Here is an 18,803-nt window from a genome sequence, read left to right as displayed (position 1 = left end):
TCTCCATAAAGTGTTTGACTTGCTCGTTTTTGTGACTAAAAGTCACGTTGACGAAGCTTGCGCTTCATTCATTGTTTGTATCCGAAGATACGTTTTTTGCCTCATCGTTCAGTTTTCAAAGTTCGTCCGCGCCTGTTTTGGCGACTCAATTAGAATACCAAGTCTGGAACGATAAGTCAACAACTTTTTAAAAGAAGTTTTTCTCGTTCGTTTCAAGCGTGCGTCCTCTTTAGGACATGAAATAATATACCATGCGATTTATTATCGTGCAAGAATTTTTGATAATTAATTTTAATTTCTTTAAAAATTGTTTTATAGCTTTTGATTAGACTTTCATTTTTTGTTGGTATAAGTGGCTTTTGACACGTCTTCCTGTTTTTGAGCCGCACCTTTCGACTTTTCATCCTAAAGAGTATCTACCTTTTTAGGAAACCTGTCATGTGCGGCTCAAACAGAAATCTAACCTATTCCCATTAACTTAGCAGGTCGAGACAGGCAAATCCGACACGATAGCCCATCCCTGTAGACGCTCACTCTTCATGAAAGTTGATTTCCAGCCTGATTAAACTACGTGTTTCTTCTATATAGTAAGTTTGCTTTAATCCATCAGCTGCATGATGTTCAACTGCCGGTCTTCCATTAAGTCTTTCACGACTTGTTGATTATGTTCTTCGTACATGATGACAGGTCGGTCAAAGAGTACATTCTTTCGGGCGACAGTCGCTATTTTTCCATTACTCATCAAAACACGATCGCCGACATCGATGGGTAAAAGCAACTGTCCAAGCAACGTGACATATTTCGAATCATATTGCATCGGTCGCGCTTTTAAATGACAATACGCATCATAGGCAGTGTACGGCTCACGATATGGACGCCAGCTTGTCATTGCAGCAAACACATCTGCCACGATGAAGAGTCGTGTATGATCCATGATTTTATCACCGGTCGCCTTTAACGGGTAGCCCGATCCGTCTAAACGTTCATGGTGTTGGACGATTAAACGTTTAACCGTATCTGAAATGACCGTATCTTTTTGTAACGCTTGATATGCCATCGCCGGGTGCCGATGGAAAATCTCTTGTTGCATGGCTTCGTATTTTTTCGTGTGACGCCACTCCATGATCCGGGCGAGTCCATAATCAGCAAAGTAAGAAGCAGTCCAGAATTCATGAATCATCTTCCGTTCCTTCCCGATTGCTTCCCCTAACAATTGGGCAAGCGCGCCTCGGTAAATGGCATGGCGTACCGTATAGGCCTCTGTTCCCCGCTCGAGGAAGAACGGAAGGACATCTTCTCTTCGTACCGCAGTTGGCATTGATTCATTGACCCATTTTAAGGCTTCATATGTATTCGGAGCGAATCCTTGCTCCCACGACGTAAAGACTTGATTGTAGGAATCGACAAGCTTTTCGAACGGATTTCCGTTGATGTCCTGCAACTCGATCATCTTTTCTTGTCCGTCTTCTACTAACCCTTCCGGTCGTTCCTCGATATCGACTTCCTTAATCAAAAACCTCTTGATTCGTCGTAACTCATCTGCCCCGATTTTTTTTCCTGCTTCAACAATCGGCGTATCTGTATGTAGAAATACAGATTCAGTTATTCGATCCCCAATGATGAGTCGCTCACTTGCGATACGCATCTCGCCTCGTCCCTTCTCCCCTAGATTTCGTTGGTAGAAAAACAGCAGAGCTAAGACATCTACTGTCCTACTCTGCTGTGCTTCACTTCATACGTCGTCTTACTCTTCTGTGTCTTCGATGATCGGTGATACTTCTTCTGTTGAAGAAACCGTTTCTTCGTCCGAAACAGTCGAGAGTTCGTCAGCAATGACTTCTTCACTCTCTTCGTTCTCTTCTTTTTTCAGCTTCGCAACGGTAGCGACACGGTCACCTTCTTCAATCCGAATGACCTTAACGCCTTGTGTGTTCCGTCCGACACGTGAAATGTTTTGTGAATCGGTCCGGATGACGATTCCGCCTTCTGTCATGATCATGATGTCATCATCGACGTCAACAATCCGTAGAGCAGCGATTTGACCAATCCGGTCGTTCACTTTACTTGCGATCAATCCTTTACCACCACGCGTCTGGCTTCGGAACTCAGTCATTGGTGTCCGCTTCCCGAATCCTTTTTCTGTGATGACGAGGACATCTTGTTCGTCACGCGCAAGCTCCATGCCGATGACGATATCTTCCTCTGCTAGTTTCATCGCTTTGACACCACGCGCACCACGTCCCATCGAGCGAACGTTTGTGATCGGGAAACGAATCGCTTTACCACGGTTCGAAACGGTAAAGACTTCATCGTCTGTCGATGCGAGGCGGACAGATGTCAATTCGTCGTCTTCAAACAGACGAATCGCAATCAGACCGTTTTTATTAATCCGGGCATAAGCAGAGAGTGGCGAACGTTTAACGCGTCCTTTGCGTGTCATAAAGATTAATGATTTTTGCTCATCTTGCATGACTTCTTCTGCGTCAAGAACCTCTTCCGCTTCTTCTTCCGGTGCCACGTCGTCATCCGATTCGATCGTTGCGTCGATGATGGATTCTTCGACGACATGTTGCTCTTCCAAGTAACGTTTGAAGTTAACTGGAATCATCGTCTCGACCTTTTCATCCCGTTCAATCTGAATCAGGTTGATGATTGGTACACCTTTTGATGTCCTGCTCATCTCCGGTACTTCATACCCGCGAATCCGGTAGACTTTCCCACGGTTCGTAAAGAACAGGATTGTATCATGCGTCGAACAAGACAAGAGACGCGTTACATAATCCTCATCGTTCGTTCCGATACCTTGGACACCACGTCCACCACGACGTTGCGCACGGTACGAATCCGTCGTAAGACGTTTAATGTATCCGCTGCTCGTCAATGTGATGATGATATCTTTTTCAGGAATTAAATCTTCATCTTCGAATTCGATGTGATCCATTCGAATTTCAGTCCGACGTTTATCGTTGAAGCGTTCTTTCACTTCTTCGAGTTCCGTCCGAATCAATTCGAGTAATTCTTCATCGCTATTGAGAATTTTCTTGAGTTCCGTAATCAACTGCATGATTTCATCATATTCTGCATCGATTTTCTCACGTTCAAGTCCTGTGAGACGTTGAAGACGCATATCGAGAATCGCTTGTGATTGTTTCTCGGATAAAGCAAACCGATCCATCAACTGTTCCCGTGCCGCATCGGCTGTTCGGTTCGCCCGGATGATTTTAATGACTTCATCCAAGTGATCGAGTGCGATACGAAGACCCGCTAGAAGATGTTCCCGTGCTTCCGCCTTCTCGAGGTCGAACTGTGTCCGGCGACGGACGATTTCTTTTTGGTGCTCGAGGTAATGATAGAGCATCTCTTTGAGTGTCAACGTCTTCGGACGACCACCGACGATCGCGAGCATGTTGACGCCAAACGTCGTTTGCATCGATGTCTGTTTGTATAGGTTATTTAAGATGACACTTGCGTTTGCATCACGACGAATTTCCATGACGATCCGCATACCACGACGATCGGATTCGTCACGTAAGTCTGTAATGCCTTCAATTTTCTTCTCACGGACGAGATCGGCGATTTTCTCAACAAGTCGTGCTTTGTTGACTTGATACGGCAGTTCCGTCACGATGATCCGCTCACGGTCTTTTTTAGCCTGTTCGATTTCTGCTTTCGCACGGACGATGATTGACCCACGTCCCGTTTCATAGGCACGGCGAATTCCGCTCCGACCTAAGATTTCACCAGCTGTCGGGAAATCAGGACCTGGAATGTGTTGCATCAATTCGGAAATCGTAATTTCCGGGTTGTGCGTTAGCGCAAGGACACCATCGATGACTTCACCTAATTGGTGCGGTGGAATGTTTGTTGCCATCCCGACTGCGATCCCGCTTGATCCATTGACAAGTAAGTTCGGAAAACGAGCCGGTAAGACTTCCGGCTCACGTTCCGATCCATCATAGTTATCTTTGAAATCAACCGTGTTTTTATTGATGTCACGGACGATCTCCATTGCGATTTTTGACATACGGGCTTCCGTATACCGCATCGCAGCGGCAGAGTCGCCATCGACGGAACCGAAGTTTCCGTGACCATCGACGAGCTCATACCGGTAGCTGAAGTCCTGTGCCATCCGGACCATCGTGTCGTATACGGCAGAATCACCGTGCGGGTGATACTTACCGATAACTTCACCGACGATACGGGCGGATTTTTTATGCGGTTTATCTGCACGGATACCGAGGTCATTCATCGCATAAAGAATCCGGCGATGTCCTGGTTTTAAACCGTCACGTACATCTGGAAGTGCACGTGCGACGATGACGCTCATTGCATAATCCATGAAGGATGTACGCATTTCTTGACTGATATTTATATCTTTAATGATCCCTTGTTGATCGGACATTCGTCTGGCCACCCTCTCTATTCAACGTTAAATATCCAAGTTCTTCACGTAATGCGCGTGCGACTGGATAAAGTCACGACGTGGTTCTACCTGATCTCCCATCAAGATATCGAACACTTCATCCGCTTCGATGGCATCTTGAAGCTCGACCCGAAGCATTTGACGACCACTTGGATCCATCGTGGTTTCCCAAAGTTGCTCTGGATCCATCTCACCGAGACCTTTATAACGCTGAATGTCGTAACGCGCGTTTTCCGGAAGTGCGGCTAATGCCTCGTTCAGTTCGCGTTCGTTGTGCACATATGTGATGTTTTTCCCTTGTTTAATCCCGTAGAGCGGCGGCTGTGCGATATAGACATAACCGTGCTCGACGAGTGGACGCATATACCGGTAGAAGAACGTCAATAAGAGCGTCCGAATGTGGGCGCCATCGACATCGGCATCGGTCATGATGATGACTTTGTGATACCGTGCTTTTTCGATATTGAATTCTGAACCGATACTCGTCCCGAGTGCCGTAATGATCGTCCGAATCTCGTTACTACCGAGAATTTTATCGAGACGCGCTTTTTCGACGTTGAGGATTTTACCACGGATCGGCAAAATCGCTTGGAAGTGACGGTCACGACCTGATTTCGCAGATCCACCCGCCGAGTCACCCTCGACGATGTAGATTTCTGAAATCGTCGCATCCCGTGACGAACAGTCCGCTAGTTTACCAGGAAGTGAACTCACTTCGAGGACACCTTTACGACGTGTCAACTCACGCGCACGTTTTGCTGCCATCCGGGCACGTGATGCCATCATTCCTTTTTCAACGATGGCGCGGGCATTCGTCGGGTTTTCCATCATGAATTGTTCAAACGTAGACGAGAACAACGTATCTGTCGCCGTTCTTGCATCCGAGTTCCCGAGCTTCGTTTTCGTTTGTCCTTCGAATTGTGGATTCGGGTGTTTGATCGAGACGATTGCCGTCATACCTTCACGGACGTCTTCACCAGACAACGTACCGTCCGCTTCTTTCATCAGACCGAACTTCTTCGCATAGTCATTGATGACACGCGTCAACGCCGTCTTAAAGCCGGTTTCGTGCGTACCGCCTTCATGCGTCGGAATGTTGTTCGTAAAGGAATAGATGTTGGCTGCGAATCCGTCGTTGTATTGAAGTGCGACTTCGACTTCAATCCCGTCTTTCGTCCCGTGGACATAGACCGGTTCCGGGTGGACGACTTCTTTTGAGCGATTCAAGTGCTCGACGTACGATTTGATTCCGCCTTCGTAGTGGAAACTACGCGTGATCGGTTCATCCGCGCGGTCGTCCGTGATGACGATGTTCAAGCCTTTGTTCAAGAACGCAAGCTCACGGAGACGTGTTGCAAGCAAATCATAGTCATATTCGAGTGTTTCCTGGAAGATTTCACTGTCCGGGAAGAAACGAATCATCGTTCCTGTTTCTTCAGAAGTCCCGATGATTTCGAGATCTTGTGCCGGTACACCGCGGTGGTACGCTTGATAATAAAGCTTTTCGTTCCGCTTAACGAATACTTCAAGTTTCGTCGACAACGCATTGACGACGGATGCTCCGACACCATGAAGACCACCCGATACTTTGTAGCCTCCACCACCGAACTTACCGCCGGCATGCAGGACGGTTAAAATAACTTCGACTGCAGGACGCCCCATCTTTTCTTGAATATCGACCGGGATTCCCCGTCCATTATCCTCGACTAAAATCGAGTTGCCCGGTTCGATTGTAACTTTGATTGTGTCACAATATCCTGCGAGCGCTTCATCAATCGAGTTATCGACAATCTCCCATACTAAATGGTGGAGCCCTTTCGACGCGGTTGATCCGATATACATACCTGGACGTTTCCGAACGGCTTCAAGACCTTCAAGTACCTGAATCTGATCGGCACCGTACCCTTGTTCCAATTCCATATCTTCATGATTACTCATCGGTTTTCTCACCTACTGTTTCTTTATAGGATGTCTCTTCCAAAATAACTGCCCCTTGTTTCACGTGGAACAACTTCGCTTGTCTGATCGTTTCATGGGCGATTCCCTCGACACTCGTCGTCGTCAGGATCGTCTGGACCTTTTGTTGCATCGTATCGAGCAGATGGGTTTGACGATGGTCATCGAGTTCCGACAATACATCATCTAGAAGCAGTAGCGGGTATTCCCCGACTTCTTCATGAATCAGTTCGATCTCTGCTAGTTTCAACGAGAGCGCAGCCGTCCGCTGCTGTCCTTGCGAACCGTAGGTCTGAACGTTACGTCCATTGACCTCCATTTCGAAGTCATCACGGTGTGGTCCAAATAACGTCACGCCCCGTCTAATTTCATTATCTTTTATTTTACCAAACTTCTGCGTATAAGAAGCAGTCATTCCTTCGACATCTAGGGAATCATCACTAAATGTATCGGAGCGATAGCGTAGAACGAGTTCTTCCTGTCCACGACTGATTCCATCATGAATCGGTCGCGCCCACTTTTCGAGCTGGGCGATGAAATGATGACGGCGTTGAACGATTTTAACGGCAAGCGTAATCATCTGTTCCGTCAAAATGTCGAGGAACGTCTCGTCCCCCCCTTTGATTGACAACTGTTTCAACAACGCATTCCGTTGTTTCAACACTTTCAGGTATTGACTTAATTCATGCAGGTAGACCGGACTGACTTGACCAATCTCCATATCTAAAAAACGACGCCGGACTTGTGGACTGCCTTTAACGATATGCAAATCCTCTGGTGCGAACAATACGATATTGAGCGCCCCGATATAATCACTGAGGCGTCGCTGTTCGAGATGATTGAGTTTCGCCTTTTTCCCACGACTTGAAATCTGAATTTCCTGCGAATGGGGACCCATCCGCTTCATGACACGCCCTTCGACGCGTGCTGCCTCTGCGTCCCACTGGATCAGTTCCTTATCGTGTGTCGTCCGGTGTGATTTTGCGAGCGCCAATACGTGGATCGCTTCGAGCAAGTTTGTTTTGCCTTGGGCATTTTCCCCGATTAAGACGTTCGTCTTTTCAGAAAAGAACAATTCCAGCGACTCATAGTTGCGATAATGACTGAGTCGTACCGAATCTAATCGCACGTTAGTTCGCCTCGTTCTTGATGACGAATTGACCGTAATCCTCTACGTCAATGACATCTCCATCCCGTAGTTTACGACCGCGTCGCTGATCGACTTCACCGTTGACGAGAATAGGTACCTCCGCTAGAAATGGTTTTGCTTGTCCACCGCTCGAGATAATATCAGACAGCTTCAAGAACTGACCTAATGTGACATATTCCGACGTGATTTTGATTTGATTCATGGATTGACTCCTCCTACCTACATATTATAAATGACGTACTCTTTATTGTACTAAAAAACTCATGATTTAGCAAAATGAACGAACGTATATACGGATTACAAAAAAAGCCCAAGAAACCAAGTCGGTTTCTCGGGGAACGAATTACGCGGTACGGACAGGTAAAATCAATTGCAAGACGTTATCTTGGTCGACCGGATGAAGAATGAACGGTCGAATCGATCCCGTGAATTGAATTTCAATATCTGTCGCATCGAGTGCTTTCAAGGCATCCATCATGTATTTCGAGTTGAAGGAAATCTTCAGCTCTTCGCCTTCGAGCGATAAGATGCTCACTTGTTCGGAAACTTTCCCGACTTCCGGTGAGTGCGATGAAATTTCGACGGCCGTCGTACCTTCTGCGGCGAACTTGATGACGTTGTTGCGGTCTTCACGCGCGAGGAGTGACGCCCGGTCGATGGCTTGAAGCAAATCCTTCGCATTCATGCGGACGGCTGTGCGGTATTCTTCCGGAATCAGACGCGATGTGTCCGGATAGTTTCCGTCGAGTAGACGCGAGAAGAATAAGACGTGTTTCATTTTGAACAGAATTTGTTGGTTCGTGATCGTGATGTCGACATGACCGTCCCCTAACAGCTTTGATAGTTCGTTTAAGCTCTTACCCGGCACGATGACATTTTGGAACGAAATCTCGTTCTCTGTCTCAAACTGTGCCCGACGTAATGCAAGGCGATGACTATCCGTCGATACGCATGTCAAAATACCTTTATCTGCTGAGAAGTTAACACCCGTCAAGACTGGACGTGTTTCCTGGACCGCGACGGCAAAGCTCGTCTGACGGATCATCGAACGTAACAGATCCGCTGGTAAACGGAACCGTTGTCCTCCGTCGACTTGTGGAAGGCGTGGGAACTCGTCAGGATCAAGACCGTTCAAGTGGAATTCAGCTGTCCCCGATTGAATCCGTGTCATGAAGTTTGGAGAGACTTCAAGGATGACTTCGTCTGTTGGTAATTTTTTAACGATGTCGCCAAAGAAACGTGCATTGAGGACAACACTCCCTGCGCGGTGAACCGTTACATAAGAAGTCCCGTTCTCTTCCGCATAGATCGTCCGTTCAATTGAAATCTCTGTATCGCTTCCCGTTAACGTCATACCGTCACCATGGGCTTCAAGTTTGATCCCGGTTAAGATTGGAATCGTCGTTCTAGATGAGACAGCTTTTGCTACGTCTTGGATGGCTTGGATTAAAGTATCGCGTTGGATTGTAATATGCATATTGTCGTTAAGCTCCTCTCAAAATGGGCGTTACATCATCATAACATAATAATATATTTTTTTAATAATAGTATTAGGGCCTGTGGATAGTGTGGATAAGTCGGTGGATAACTTGGTATAGAGCCAAAACGCGTGTGGATAACTTGTGGATAACTAGCCTCTTTTATCCACAGCTTATCCACAGGTTTACGAATGTTTCAATTCATGCTTGATTTGTTCGATGACTTTTCCTGTTTCCCCATCCGATTTGACGAGCATGCTGATTTTTTCATGCGCATGGATGACCGTCGTGTGATCGCGTCCACCAAACTCCTCACCAATCTTCGGTAATGAGCTTTCCGTCATCTCGCGTGAGAGATACATGGCGATTTGTCGGGGGAAGGCAATCGATTTTGTCCGTTTTTTTGCTTTTAAGTCGTCAAACGGTAAGTTGAAATGTTTGCTGACCGACTCCTGGATGTCGCGAATCGTGACTTTTCGTGGTTCCGTGACCGGCATGATGTTATGCAGTGCTTCTGCCGCAACATTCGGGTCAATCGTCCGTCCGACCAAGTTCGCATAGGCGATGACGCGTGTCAAAGCCCCTTCGAGCTCCCGGATGTTCGTGTCAATTTGACTCGCGATATAGAGCATGACTTCGTTTGAGACATCGAGTTGCTCTGCATTGGCTTTTTTCCGCAGAATTGCAATCCGTGTCTCAAGATCCGGTGGCGTGATGTCCGTGATTAATCCCCATTCGAACCTGGAGCGAAGCCGATCTTCAAGCGTCGGGATTTCTTTTGGTGGTCGGTCGCTTGAGATGATGATTTGTTTTTGATCATTGTGTAGAGCATTAAATGTGTGGAAAAACTCCTCTTGCGTCTGCTCTTTTCCTGCGAGGAATTGAATGTCATCTATTAATAGAACATCGATGTTCCGGTATTTGTTCCGAAATTCAACGGTCTTATTGTCTCGAATCGAGTTAATGAAGTCATTCGTAAAGCGTTCGGAAGAAACATAGGCGATGCGAGTCCCGAGGTTTTGATCTTGGACGTACTGGCCAATCGCATGCATCAAATGGGTTTTACCAAGTCCGACTCCTCCATAGATGAATAAAGGATTATAGGCTTTCGCAGGTGCTTCTGCTACGGCTAAGGAAGCGGCGTGGGCAAAACGGTTACCTGATCCAATGACAAACGTATCGAACGTATATTTTTCGTTTAACTGACCGAGTTCACTCATGACAAGCTCATCGGTCGGTTTTCGTAACTGTTTCGTCCGAGAAGTTGTTTTCGCGGGTGCCAGGCTTTCTGACGCTTCCTCATTTTGACGATCAAGCATCTTCTTCGCTTGACCTTCCTCGATAAACTGAATATCAAGTCGACTCCCAGTCACTTCTTCCACCGTATCTTCGAGTAACGATAAGTATTGACGTTCCAGCCAAGTGACGGTAAATGCAGCTGGCGCTGAAATAATAAGTGTTGTTCCATTCAGCGTGACGCCCTCTGTGGATTTTAACCACATGTCATAACTTGCTTTTGGTGTCCGTTCTTCTTCCTCGATCACAGACAATACATTATGCCAAAGTTCGGCAGCGTTTTTCATAAATACCCCCCTTTTTCTATCATGATATAAAAAACTATACACAGGTTTATGCACAGAACAAGGTTAATGAAGAAACTCGACTTATCCCCACAACATAAAAACTGTGGATAACGTTATCCACAGGCAAGGAAATCTGTGTATAAAGTTATCCACAGGGTGTGTATAACTTGAATCTTCCATTTCGTTCGTGTCGTTGTTATGCACAATTAGTGTATCAAATGAAATGAGCCCTGGCAATGCCTAGAGTGATTTATCCACAAGTAAATAAAGATATACACAGGCAGTTACCCACAGGCTGTGGATAGTGTGGATAAACTGTGGATAAGGTGTGTATAACTTTTTGAAAGAGGAAGCGTAAAAAAATAGTTATACACAAAATCAAAAATGGATCGGGAAAGATGTCGAAAATCAAACCTTGACGACGATTTTAAAAAATACTATTGTAGACAAAGTGAAGAGTTATCCACGGAAAGTGTGGATAGTGTGGATAAGTCTGTGGATAGTTTTATATAGAGGGAGTTTACGATACTTCGTCCGGATCTGATTCCTATCCTGTCATACGAAGCATGAACTGGATTTCTATCGTAATGAACGGTTGGAATCAGCCAAGATAATTCTTACGAACTTTCATTGACAAGGTCCCTTTTGATTTATATAATGTACAAGACTGCCTTAAAGTAGAAAACGATGTTTTTTAATAGAGTACTTTTTAAAGGAGGTGCAGACTAATGAAACCAACTTTCAACCCAAACAACCGTAAGCGCAAAAAAGTTCACGGATTCCGTGCGCGCATGGCAACGAAGAGTGGCCGCCGGATCTTGGCTGCTCGCCGTCTTAAAGGCCGCAAAGCCTTGACTGTATAATCGAGCGATGATGAGATCACTTCTGGCGATGCCCGAGGTGATCTTTTTTTTGCTTTTTTTTAAGGGTGTTCGTGCTTTTGTCACAACCCCCTCTCGCAGAGCAGGATTATTCTATGATATGATGAAAGACGACGAATTTTCGTGATGTCAGGATGGAGTGTGATCAAGGTGAAGAAGGAATACCGCGTCAAGAAAGACAAGGAGTTCCAAGCGGTGTTTACTCGAGGAGCCTCTGTCGCCAATCGGCAATTTGTCGTATACGCACTAAAAAAAGACCAGCAAGCTCATTTTCGGATTGGTTTATCAGTGAGTAAGAAAATCGGAAATGCTGTCGTACGTAATCAGGTAAAACGGTACCTTCGTGAAGCATTTTTGTTACACGAAGCTTCGATTGCACCAGATTATGATCTTGTAATCATCGCCCGCAATCCAGCTGCGAAGATGACTGCGCAAGAAGTCGCAGATAGTTTGCGACATGTATTAAAGCGTTCCGGCGTCTGGAAGCGGCAAGTTAAATAAATACGTAGTATATTCTGTTTGATTTGTAGCGGTTTATCGCTTTCTTCTATATGTAGAGAGTGGAATCGACAATGTGTAAACATCATTAGGAGGAATTATGAACAAGAGAACTAAGATTTGGCTGACACTCGGACTGATGTCAGTACTCGCGGTCGTATTGTCAGGTTGTACTCCGAGTAACTACGGAGCACACGAAGAAATCACGGGAGACACGGAAGGATTTTGGAAACACTATTTCGTATGGCCGATGGCTTGGCTCATTCGGGAGATTTCACATTTAGTTGGAGATAACTACGGAATCGGGATTATCATCACGACATTGATCGTCCGTCTCGTCATCCTTCCATTGATGATTAAACAGACGAAGAGTATGGGTGGTATGCAGGTCATCCAGCCAGAAATGGTCAAGTTACGTGAAAAGTACAGTTCGAAAGATCAGGAAACACAACAGAAATTGCAACAGGAAATGATGAAACTCTACCAAGAGCATAACGTCAATCCGCTTGCCGGCTGTTTACCGATTTTGATTCAGATGCCGATTTTGATTGCTTTCTACAATGCGATCATCTATACACCGGATATCTTTTCGCATCAATTCCTCTGGTTCAACCTCGGGAAACCGGATCCGTATTTCGTCTTACCGATTTTGTCGGCCATCTTTACGTATCTGCAACAGAAACTCTCGATGGCGGGACAAGACGATAACCCACAGATGAAAATCATGTTGTACGTCTTCCCAATCATGATCTTCGTGATGGGTGTGACGTTACCATCAGCCTTGTCGCTGTACTGGGTCGTCGGTTACATCTTCTCGATCATCGTGACGATCGCAATCATGAAGCCGATGCGTGAGAAGATTAAAGCGCAAACGGAAGCAACGATTGCAGCGAAGCGTCAGCAAGAAACGGCTGAAGCCGCGCAAGCTCCGAAGAAACCGAAAAAGAAACGTTAACAGCAAGAGTGATACTCCGTTTTTACAGAGTGTCACTCTTTTTCTTTTGGGCTATTTCGTGTATAGTTGTCACGTTATACCCATTTATAATGAACCGATGCATTTAATCATAGAAACGATAGAAGAAAACGAGGTGTGAATGACGAATGATGGAATTTGATACGATAGCTGCGATTTCGACACCGATGGGCGAAGGGGCGATTGCAATCGTCCGGTTGTCAGGTCCGCAAGCAGTAGCGACGGCAGACCGAGTCTACCGCGGTGCAAATCAGTTACTTGAGGTACCGACCCATACCATCCATTACGGAAAATTGGTCGACCACGAGACAGAACAGGTCGTCGACGAAGTGATGGTCAGTGTCATGCGGGCGCCGAAAACGTTCACGCGTGAAGATGTCGTCGAATTGAATTGCCATGGTGGAGTTGTCGCGGTCAATCGTGTACTCGAACTCATTCTGGCACAACCCGATGTTCGGTTAGCAGAACCGGGTGAATTCACGAAACGCGCCTTTTTAAACGGACGAATCGACTTATCCCAAGCAGAAGCCGTGATGGACTTAATCCGTGCGAAAACGGACCGGGCGATGACGGTAGCGATCGGTCAAATCGAAGGACGGCTTTCGAAGCTCGTCCAAGATTTACGTGAGCAACTGTTACAGACGATTGCTTCGATTGAAGTCAATATCGACTATCCGGAATACGATGCGGAAGAAATGACGCAACAAATCGTCCAAAAAGACGCAGGCGAAGTCCGACGTATCTTAACGGAACTGCTCCGGACGGCGCGCCAAGGAAAAATCCTGCGCGAAGGGCTCTCGACCGCGATCATCGGGCGACCGAACGTCGGGAAATCGTCTTTGCTCAACACATTGGTGCAAGAAGCAAAAGCAATCGTGACCGATATCGCAGGGACGACGCGTGATACGATTGAAGAATACGTCAATGTCCGTGGAGTACCGCTTAAGTTGATCGATACGGCAGGGATTCGGGAGACGGAAGATATCGTCGAACGGATGGGTGTCGAAAAATCACGCCAAGCGCTCAATTCGGCGGATTTGATTTTACTTGTCTTAAACGGAAATAACGAATTGACGGAAGAAGATACGTTATTGTTTGAAGCGATTCGCGATATGAACGCGATCATCATCGTCAACAAGAGTGACCTTGTGCAACAAATCGACTTAACGCGTGTCGAAGAGTTGGCGGCAGGACGCCCTGTCGTCACGACATCCTTGCTTGAAGAAGCAGGTGTCAACGACCTTGAAGCAGCAATCGCTGCCCTCTTCTTCGAACAAGGCGTCGAAAGCCAAGACATGACGTACGTCTCGAATGCACGTCATATTCAATTGATTAAACAAGCGAGTCAGATGATTGAAGATGCGCTCGGTGCGGCAGAAGCTGCAATGCCGATCGACATGGTCCAAATTGATTTACGCCGGGCGTGGGATACGCTTGGAGAAATCAATGGCGATACAGCGCAAGATAGTCTGCTCGATAAATTATTCTCACAGTTTTGTTTAGGGAAATAACTGTACTGTCAGGTTGTTGATTCATAAAAGGAGGAACCGAAGTTATGGCTTATCAAGCAGGTGAATTCGACGTCATCGTCGTCGGAGCCGGACATGCCGGAATCGAAGCTTCACTCGCGTCAGCGCGAATGGGATCGAAGACGGTCATGTTAACGATGAATCCCGACATGGTCGGATTCATGTACTGTAACCCGTCGATTGGAGGTCCCGCAAAAGGGATCGTCGTCCGGGAAATTGATGCATTAGGTGGCGAGATGGCACGGGCGATTGACGCCACGTACATCCAAATGAAAATGCTCAACACGTCAAAAGGTCCAGCTGTCCGCGCGTTGCGGGCGCAAGCAGACAAATTCGAGTATCAAAACCGAATGAAAAAAGCACTCGAAGATGAACCGAACTTGTTACTCCGTCAAGCACTCGTCGAACGTCTATTGATTGAAGACGGACGTTGTGTCGGTGTCGTCACGAATACAGGCGCCGAGTACCGGGCGAATGCAGTCATCATCACGACAGGAACGTTCATGCGCGGAAAAATCATCATCGGTGAACTCTCATACGAAAGTGGCCCGAACAATCAGATGCCGTCCGTGAACTTATCGAAGCACCTGGAAGAACTCGGTTTCGAGCTCGCGCGCTTCAAAACGGGGACACCCCCCCGAATCGATGGAAAAACAATCGATTATTCGAAAACAGAAATTCAACCGGGGGACGACGTGGCCTTGCCGTTCAGTCATGAAACGACGCAAATGATCACGGAACAGATTCCATGTTGGTTGACGTATACGACAGAGTATACACACCAGTTGATTGACGCGAACTTACATCGTTCACCGATGTTCTCGGGCATGATTAAAGGAACAGGTCCACGCTACTGCCCATCGATTGAGGACAAAGTCGTCCGATTCAATGACAAACCGCGTCACCAAATCTTCCTCGAGCCGGAAGGTCGCGATACGGAAGAAGTCTACGTCCAAGGACTATCGACCAGCTTACCGGAAGATGTCCAACACGATATCTTACGCTCGATTCCAGGTCTTGAAAAATCAGAAATGATGCGTCCCGGCTATGCGATCGAATACGATGCAGTCATTCCGACACAACTGTGGCCGACACTCGAAACGAAACGGGTCGAAGGGTTATTCACAGCCGGACAAATCAATGGAACGAGTGGCTATGAAGAAGCAGCCGGACAAGGGATCATGGCGGGAATCAATGCGTCACTGAAAGTCCAAGGTAAAGAACCATTGATTTTGTCACGTTCACAAGGGTATATCGGGGTCATGATTGATGATCTCGTCACAAAAGGTACGAACGAACCGTATCGTCTCTTGACGTCACGCGCTGAATACCGTCTCTTGCTCCGTCACGACAATGCTGATCTACGGCTGTCTGAGATCGGCCATGAACTCGGTCTGATCAACGACGCACGCCATGCGAAACTGGAACTGAAAAAAGACGAAATCAGTCGTGAAATGAAACGTCTTGAAAAAGTCGTCATCAAAGCGACGCCAGACGTCAACGAAAAACTGACAGCAATCGGCGTCTCGCCACTAAAAGAAGCGCTTCATGCCATCACGTTGTTGAAACGTCCAGAAATCACGTATGCGATGATTGCAGACATGACAGAGCCACCCGTTGCGTTGTCAGCGGAAGCGGCAGAACAAGTCGAAATCCAAGTGAAGTATGCGGGCTACATCGATAAACAACTCGATCAAGTCGAACGTATGATGCGGATGGAACAAAAACGGATTCCGGATCGACTCGATTACGATGTCATTAACGGTCTCGCGATTGAAGCAAAACAGAAACTAAACCAAGTGCGTCCGCTCTCGATTGGACAAGCATCACGGATTTCTGGGGTTAACCCGTCAGATATCTCGATTTTGCTGATTTACATCGAGCAAGGCCAATACGCATTGACTGCGGAGTGATAACATGAACGAACAGCAATTCGTAACGGCGCTCGCTGAGCACGGACTTGATGTCTCAGAGCAACAATTACACCAGTTCAAACGCTACTATGAACTACTCGTCGAATGGAACGAAAAGATGAATCTGACGGCGATCACAGATAAAGAAGATGTCTACTTGAAACATTTTTATGATTCGATCACAGCGGCGTTCTACTTCGATTTCACAGACGTTGAAAGCGTCTGTGATGTCGGAGCCGGTGCTGGTTTCCCGAGTCTGCCGATCAAAATCATGTTCCCCCACTTAAAAGTCACGATCATCGACTCGCTCAATAAACGAATCGGCTTCTTGAACATGTTAGCGACAGAACTTGAACTTGAAGGTGTTGCGTTCCACCATGGTCGGGCAGAAGAGTTCGGTAAAAACAAACAGTTCCGGGAACATTTTGATGTCGTGACGGCACGTGCCGTCGCCCGGATGTCGGTTCTTGCCGAGTACTGCTTACCCCTCGCAAAAGTCGGTGGACAATTCGTTGCGCTTAAAGCAGCGAAGTTAGGACAAGAGTTAGAAGAAGGCGCAACAGCGCTCAAGGTGCTGGGTGGGAATTTACGGGAAAGTTTCCAGTTCCAATTGCCAGGCGAGGAAAGTGAGCGTAATATCGTTATTGTAGATAAAAAGCGATTAACACCCGGGAAATATCCGCGTAAGGCGGGAACACCGGCTAAAGATCCACTGAGTTAAACACCGTTTCATTAGGAAACGATGACTGATAAAGGTGAGGTGCGCGAACGTGAAAAATGCAATTGCCAAACTGCTTGGTAAAGGCGGACAACCTGTCCCGCTCGAGCTTGATCCGCAAGATACACTACGTGAATTGAAGCTGACGGAACTGGTCGCCAATCAATTTCAGCCCCGAACGATCTTTGATGGGGAACGGATTGAAGAACTGGCTGCGACAATCGAGGAACATGGCTTACTCCAACCGATTGTCGTCCGAAAACAAGGGAACGGTTACGAAATCATCGCGGGAGAACGGCGTTTTCGAGCGGTGCAATCCCTTGGCTGGGAGACGATTCCTGCCATCATCAAAGAAATGACAGACGAAACGACGGCTGCCCTTGCATTGATTGAGAATTTGCAACGGGAGGAACTGACTCCGATTGAAGAAGCAGAAGCATATGAACGCCTGCTCGCGATGCAACACATCACGCAAGAAGTGTTGGCACGGAAGCTCGGACGTAGTCAGTCGACGATTGCGAACAAACTACGCCTGTTACGGTTGCCAGCTGAAATTCGTGACGCATTAAAGCAACGGACCCTCACGGAACGCCATGCGCGCGCCTTGTTGCCTTTAAAGGATGCTGAACTCCAAATCTTAGTGTTAGGTGAAATCGTCGAACGTGAATGGAATGTGAAAGAGACGGAGCAACGTGTCGAACGTCTTCTGACGCCGAAAAAGCCGAAGAAACGTCATAAAAGTTTTGCACGGGATACACGAATCGCGTTAAATACGCTTCGGGACTCGGTCGACATGATTGAACGGACGGGTTTGACCGTCGAAAAAGAAGAAGTGGATTGTGAAGAATATGTCGAGGTGCGAATCCGCATCGTGAAGGCACGTCCGTAAACTGCGGTCGTGCCTTCCGCTACGTTTAGGAGAGATATGTGTGAATGAGATACCACTACGGGCGATTCGACCGAATCCCGGTCAGCCGCGTAAACAATTTAACGAAAACGCGTTACATGAGTTAGCGAATTCACTGAAACGCCATGGGATGATTCAACCGATCGTCGTTCGTCCCCGTGATGGATTTTATGAAATCATTGCCGGTGAACGGCGGTATCAAGCTGCCAAACAAGCGGGATTTACAACGGTTCCCGTTCTCGTCATCGAAGCGAACGAAACACGTGTGATGGAACTGGCGTTGATTGAAAACATTCAACGGGCCGACTTGAGTGCGATCGAGGAAGCGATGGCGTACGCGGAAATGTTGGAAGAGTTTGACATCACACAAGCTGAATTAGCAAACCGTGTCGGAAAAAGTCGTTCGCACATCACGAATAGTTTGCGATTGCTGCAGTTACCGATGTTCGTCCAGCAAGCGGTCATGGAAGAACGGTTATCGATGGGACATGCCCGTGCGCTGCTTGCGTTAAAAGATTCATTGAAAATCGAACGGATGGCGGAGCGGGTCATGGCGGAGAATTGGAACGTCCGTCGGCTTGAGCAAGAGCTGCGTGACCGTAAACAAACGAAAACACGACCCGTCCGGAAGCAGACGACAGAATTAGATTTCGTGGAAGAGGCGTTACGGGAGCGGATGGGCGCGACCGTCCGGATTAAGGCGACAAAGCAGGCAGGGAAAGTTGAAATTGATTTTATTGATGAAGAGGATCTGAACCGGTTACTCGAGATTTTGTTACCGGAAGACGAATGAT

Annotated in this window: 15 protein-coding genes; 8 read left to right on the top strand and 7 right to left on the bottom strand. The window is 47.0% G+C overall.

The window, feature by feature from the left end:
- Window positions 1-598 precede the first annotated feature (598 nt).
- From KNQ04_RS07285 to dnaA, 7 genes are all read right to left on the bottom strand, one after another.
- Window positions 599-1,645, bottom strand: coding sequence for an HD-GYP domain-containing protein (locus tag KNQ04_RS07285; RefSeq protein ID WP_214848716.1), 1,047 nt, complete (start codon window positions 1,643-1,645; stop codon window positions 599-601).
- Window positions 1,646-1,744: 99 nt separating this feature from the next.
- Window positions 1,745-4,402: a DNA gyrase subunit A gene (gyrA, locus tag KNQ04_RS07280; protein WP_214848713.1), complete on the bottom strand. Its 2,658-nt coding sequence runs from the start codon at window positions 4,400-4,402 to the stop codon at window positions 1,745-1,747.
- Window positions 4,403-4,429: 27 nt separating this feature from the next.
- The gene (gene gyrB, locus KNQ04_RS07275; protein ID WP_214848734.1) at window positions 4,430-6,343 is read right to left on the bottom strand and encodes a DNA topoisomerase (ATP-hydrolyzing) subunit B; all 1,914 of its coding nucleotides are present in this window, start codon (window positions 6,341-6,343) and stop codon (window positions 4,430-4,432) included.
- Window positions 6,344-6,353: 10 nt separating this feature from the next.
- Window positions 6,354-7,508: a DNA replication/repair protein RecF gene (gene recF, locus KNQ04_RS07270; RefSeq protein WP_214848710.1), complete on the bottom strand. Its 1,155-nt coding sequence runs from the start codon at window positions 7,506-7,508 to the stop codon at window positions 6,354-6,356.
- A gap of 1 nt (window position 7,509) precedes the next feature.
- Entirely contained in the window at window positions 7,510-7,731 is a 222-nt protein-coding gene (gene yaaA, locus KNQ04_RS07265; protein ID WP_029332174.1) for a S4 domain-containing protein YaaA, read from the bottom strand.
- Between the two features lie 141 nt (window positions 7,732-7,872).
- Entirely contained in the window at window positions 7,873-9,006 is a 1,134-nt protein-coding gene (gene dnaN, locus KNQ04_RS07260; protein WP_214848708.1) for a DNA polymerase III subunit beta, read from the bottom strand.
- Between the two features lie 186 nt (window positions 9,007-9,192).
- Entirely contained in the window at window positions 9,193-10,590 is a 1,398-nt protein-coding gene (dnaA, locus tag KNQ04_RS07255) for a chromosomal replication initiator protein DnaA (protein WP_214848706.1), read from the bottom strand.
- Window positions 10,591-11,318: 728 nt separating this feature from the next.
- On the opposite strand from dnaA, the gene rpmH reads away from it, so the two are divergent.
- The 8 genes from rpmH to KNQ04_RS07215 all read left to right on the top strand — a co-directional run bounded on the left by rpmH (window position 11,319) and on the right by KNQ04_RS07215 (window position 18,802).
- Complete coding sequence (rpmH, locus tag KNQ04_RS07250; RefSeq protein WP_012371910.1) at window positions 11,319-11,453, top strand: 50S ribosomal protein L34; 135 nt, start codon at window positions 11,319-11,321, stop codon at window positions 11,451-11,453.
- A gap of 168 nt (window positions 11,454-11,621) precedes the next feature.
- Window positions 11,622-11,972 carry a ribonuclease P protein component gene (gene rnpA, locus KNQ04_RS07245; RefSeq protein ID WP_029332171.1) on the top strand — a complete coding sequence of 117 codons (351 nt, stop codon included), beginning with the start codon at window positions 11,622-11,624 and terminating at the stop codon, window positions 11,970-11,972.
- Window positions 11,973-12,069: 97 nt separating this feature from the next.
- Window positions 12,070-12,924, top strand: a complete 855-nt coding sequence (gene yidC, locus KNQ04_RS07240) for a membrane protein insertase YidC (protein WP_214848688.1) — start codon at window positions 12,070-12,072, stop codon at window positions 12,922-12,924.
- A gap of 146 nt (window positions 12,925-13,070) precedes the next feature.
- Window positions 13,071-14,453, top strand: coding sequence for a tRNA uridine-5-carboxymethylaminomethyl(34) synthesis GTPase MnmE (mnmE, locus tag KNQ04_RS07235; RefSeq protein ID WP_285801175.1), 1,383 nt, complete (start codon window positions 13,071-13,073; stop codon window positions 14,451-14,453).
- 44 nt (window positions 14,454-14,497) lie between these two features.
- The gene (gene mnmG, locus KNQ04_RS07230; RefSeq protein WP_214848685.1) at window positions 14,498-16,384 is read left to right on the top strand and encodes a tRNA uridine-5-carboxymethylaminomethyl(34) synthesis enzyme MnmG; all 1,887 of its coding nucleotides are present in this window, start codon (window positions 14,498-14,500) and stop codon (window positions 16,382-16,384) included.
- Window positions 16,385-16,388: 4 nt separating this feature from the next.
- Window positions 16,389-17,105 (top strand): 16S rRNA (guanine(527)-N(7))-methyltransferase RsmG, encoded by a 717-nt coding sequence (gene rsmG / locus KNQ04_RS07225; protein ID WP_214848682.1) that lies wholly within the window; start codon window positions 16,389-16,391, stop codon window positions 17,103-17,105.
- Window positions 17,106-17,154: 49 nt separating this feature from the next.
- The gene (gene noc, locus KNQ04_RS07220) at window positions 17,155-17,991 is read left to right on the top strand and encodes a nucleoid occlusion protein (RefSeq protein WP_214848672.1); all 837 of its coding nucleotides are present in this window, start codon (window positions 17,155-17,157) and stop codon (window positions 17,989-17,991) included.
- Window positions 17,992-18,031: 40 nt separating this feature from the next.
- Window positions 18,032-18,802 carry a ParB/RepB/Spo0J family partition protein gene (locus tag KNQ04_RS07215; RefSeq protein ID WP_214848657.1) on the top strand — a complete coding sequence of 257 codons (771 nt, stop codon included), beginning with the start codon at window positions 18,032-18,034 and terminating at the stop codon, window positions 18,800-18,802.
- Window position 18,803 lies beyond the last annotated feature (1 nt).

Source organism: Exiguobacterium sp. s193 (assembly GCF_018618755.1).
GTDB lineage: Bacteria > Bacillota > Bacilli > Exiguobacteriales > Exiguobacteriaceae > Exiguobacterium_A.
The sequence above is the reverse complement of the archived record's forward strand: the minus strand, read 5'-3'. Positions and strand labels throughout refer to the sequence as shown.

Bases quoted from the DNA above. Each gene is read 5' to 3' on its own strand.
- KNQ04_RS07285 (WP_214848716.1), bottom strand. From the start codon at position 1,645: ATGCGTATCGCAAGTGAGCGACTCATCATTGGGGATCGAATAACTGAA.
- gyrA (WP_214848713.1), bottom strand. From the start codon at position 4,402: ATGTCCGATCAACAAGGGATCATTAAAGATATAAATATCAGTCAAGAA.
- gyrB (WP_214848734.1), bottom strand. From the start codon at position 6,343: ATGGAATTGGAACAAGGGTACGGTGCCGATCAGATTCAGGTACTTGAA.
- yaaA (WP_029332174.1), bottom strand. From the start codon at position 7,731: ATGAATCAAATCAAAATCACGTCGGAATATGTCACATTAGGTCAGTTC.
- dnaN (WP_214848708.1), bottom strand. From the start codon at position 9,006: ATGCATATTACAATCCAACGCGATACTTTAATCCAAGCCATCCAAGAC.
- dnaA (WP_214848706.1), bottom strand. From the start codon at position 10,590: ATGAAAAACGCTGCCGAACTTTGGCATAATGTATTGTCTGTGATCGAG.
- rpmH (WP_012371910.1), top strand. From the start codon at position 11,319: ATGAAACCAACTTTCAACCCAAACAACCGTAAGCGCAAAAAAGTTCAC.
- yidC (WP_214848688.1), top strand. From the start codon at position 12,070: ATGAACAAGAGAACTAAGATTTGGCTGACACTCGGACTGATGTCAGTA.
- mnmE (WP_285801175.1), top strand. From the start codon at position 13,071: ATGATGGAATTTGATACGATAGCTGCGATTTCGACACCGATGGGCGAA.
- mnmG (WP_214848685.1), top strand. From the start codon at position 14,498: ATGGCTTATCAAGCAGGTGAATTCGACGTCATCGTCGTCGGAGCCGGA.
- rsmG (WP_214848682.1), top strand. From the start codon at position 16,389: ATGAACGAACAGCAATTCGTAACGGCGCTCGCTGAGCACGGACTTGAT.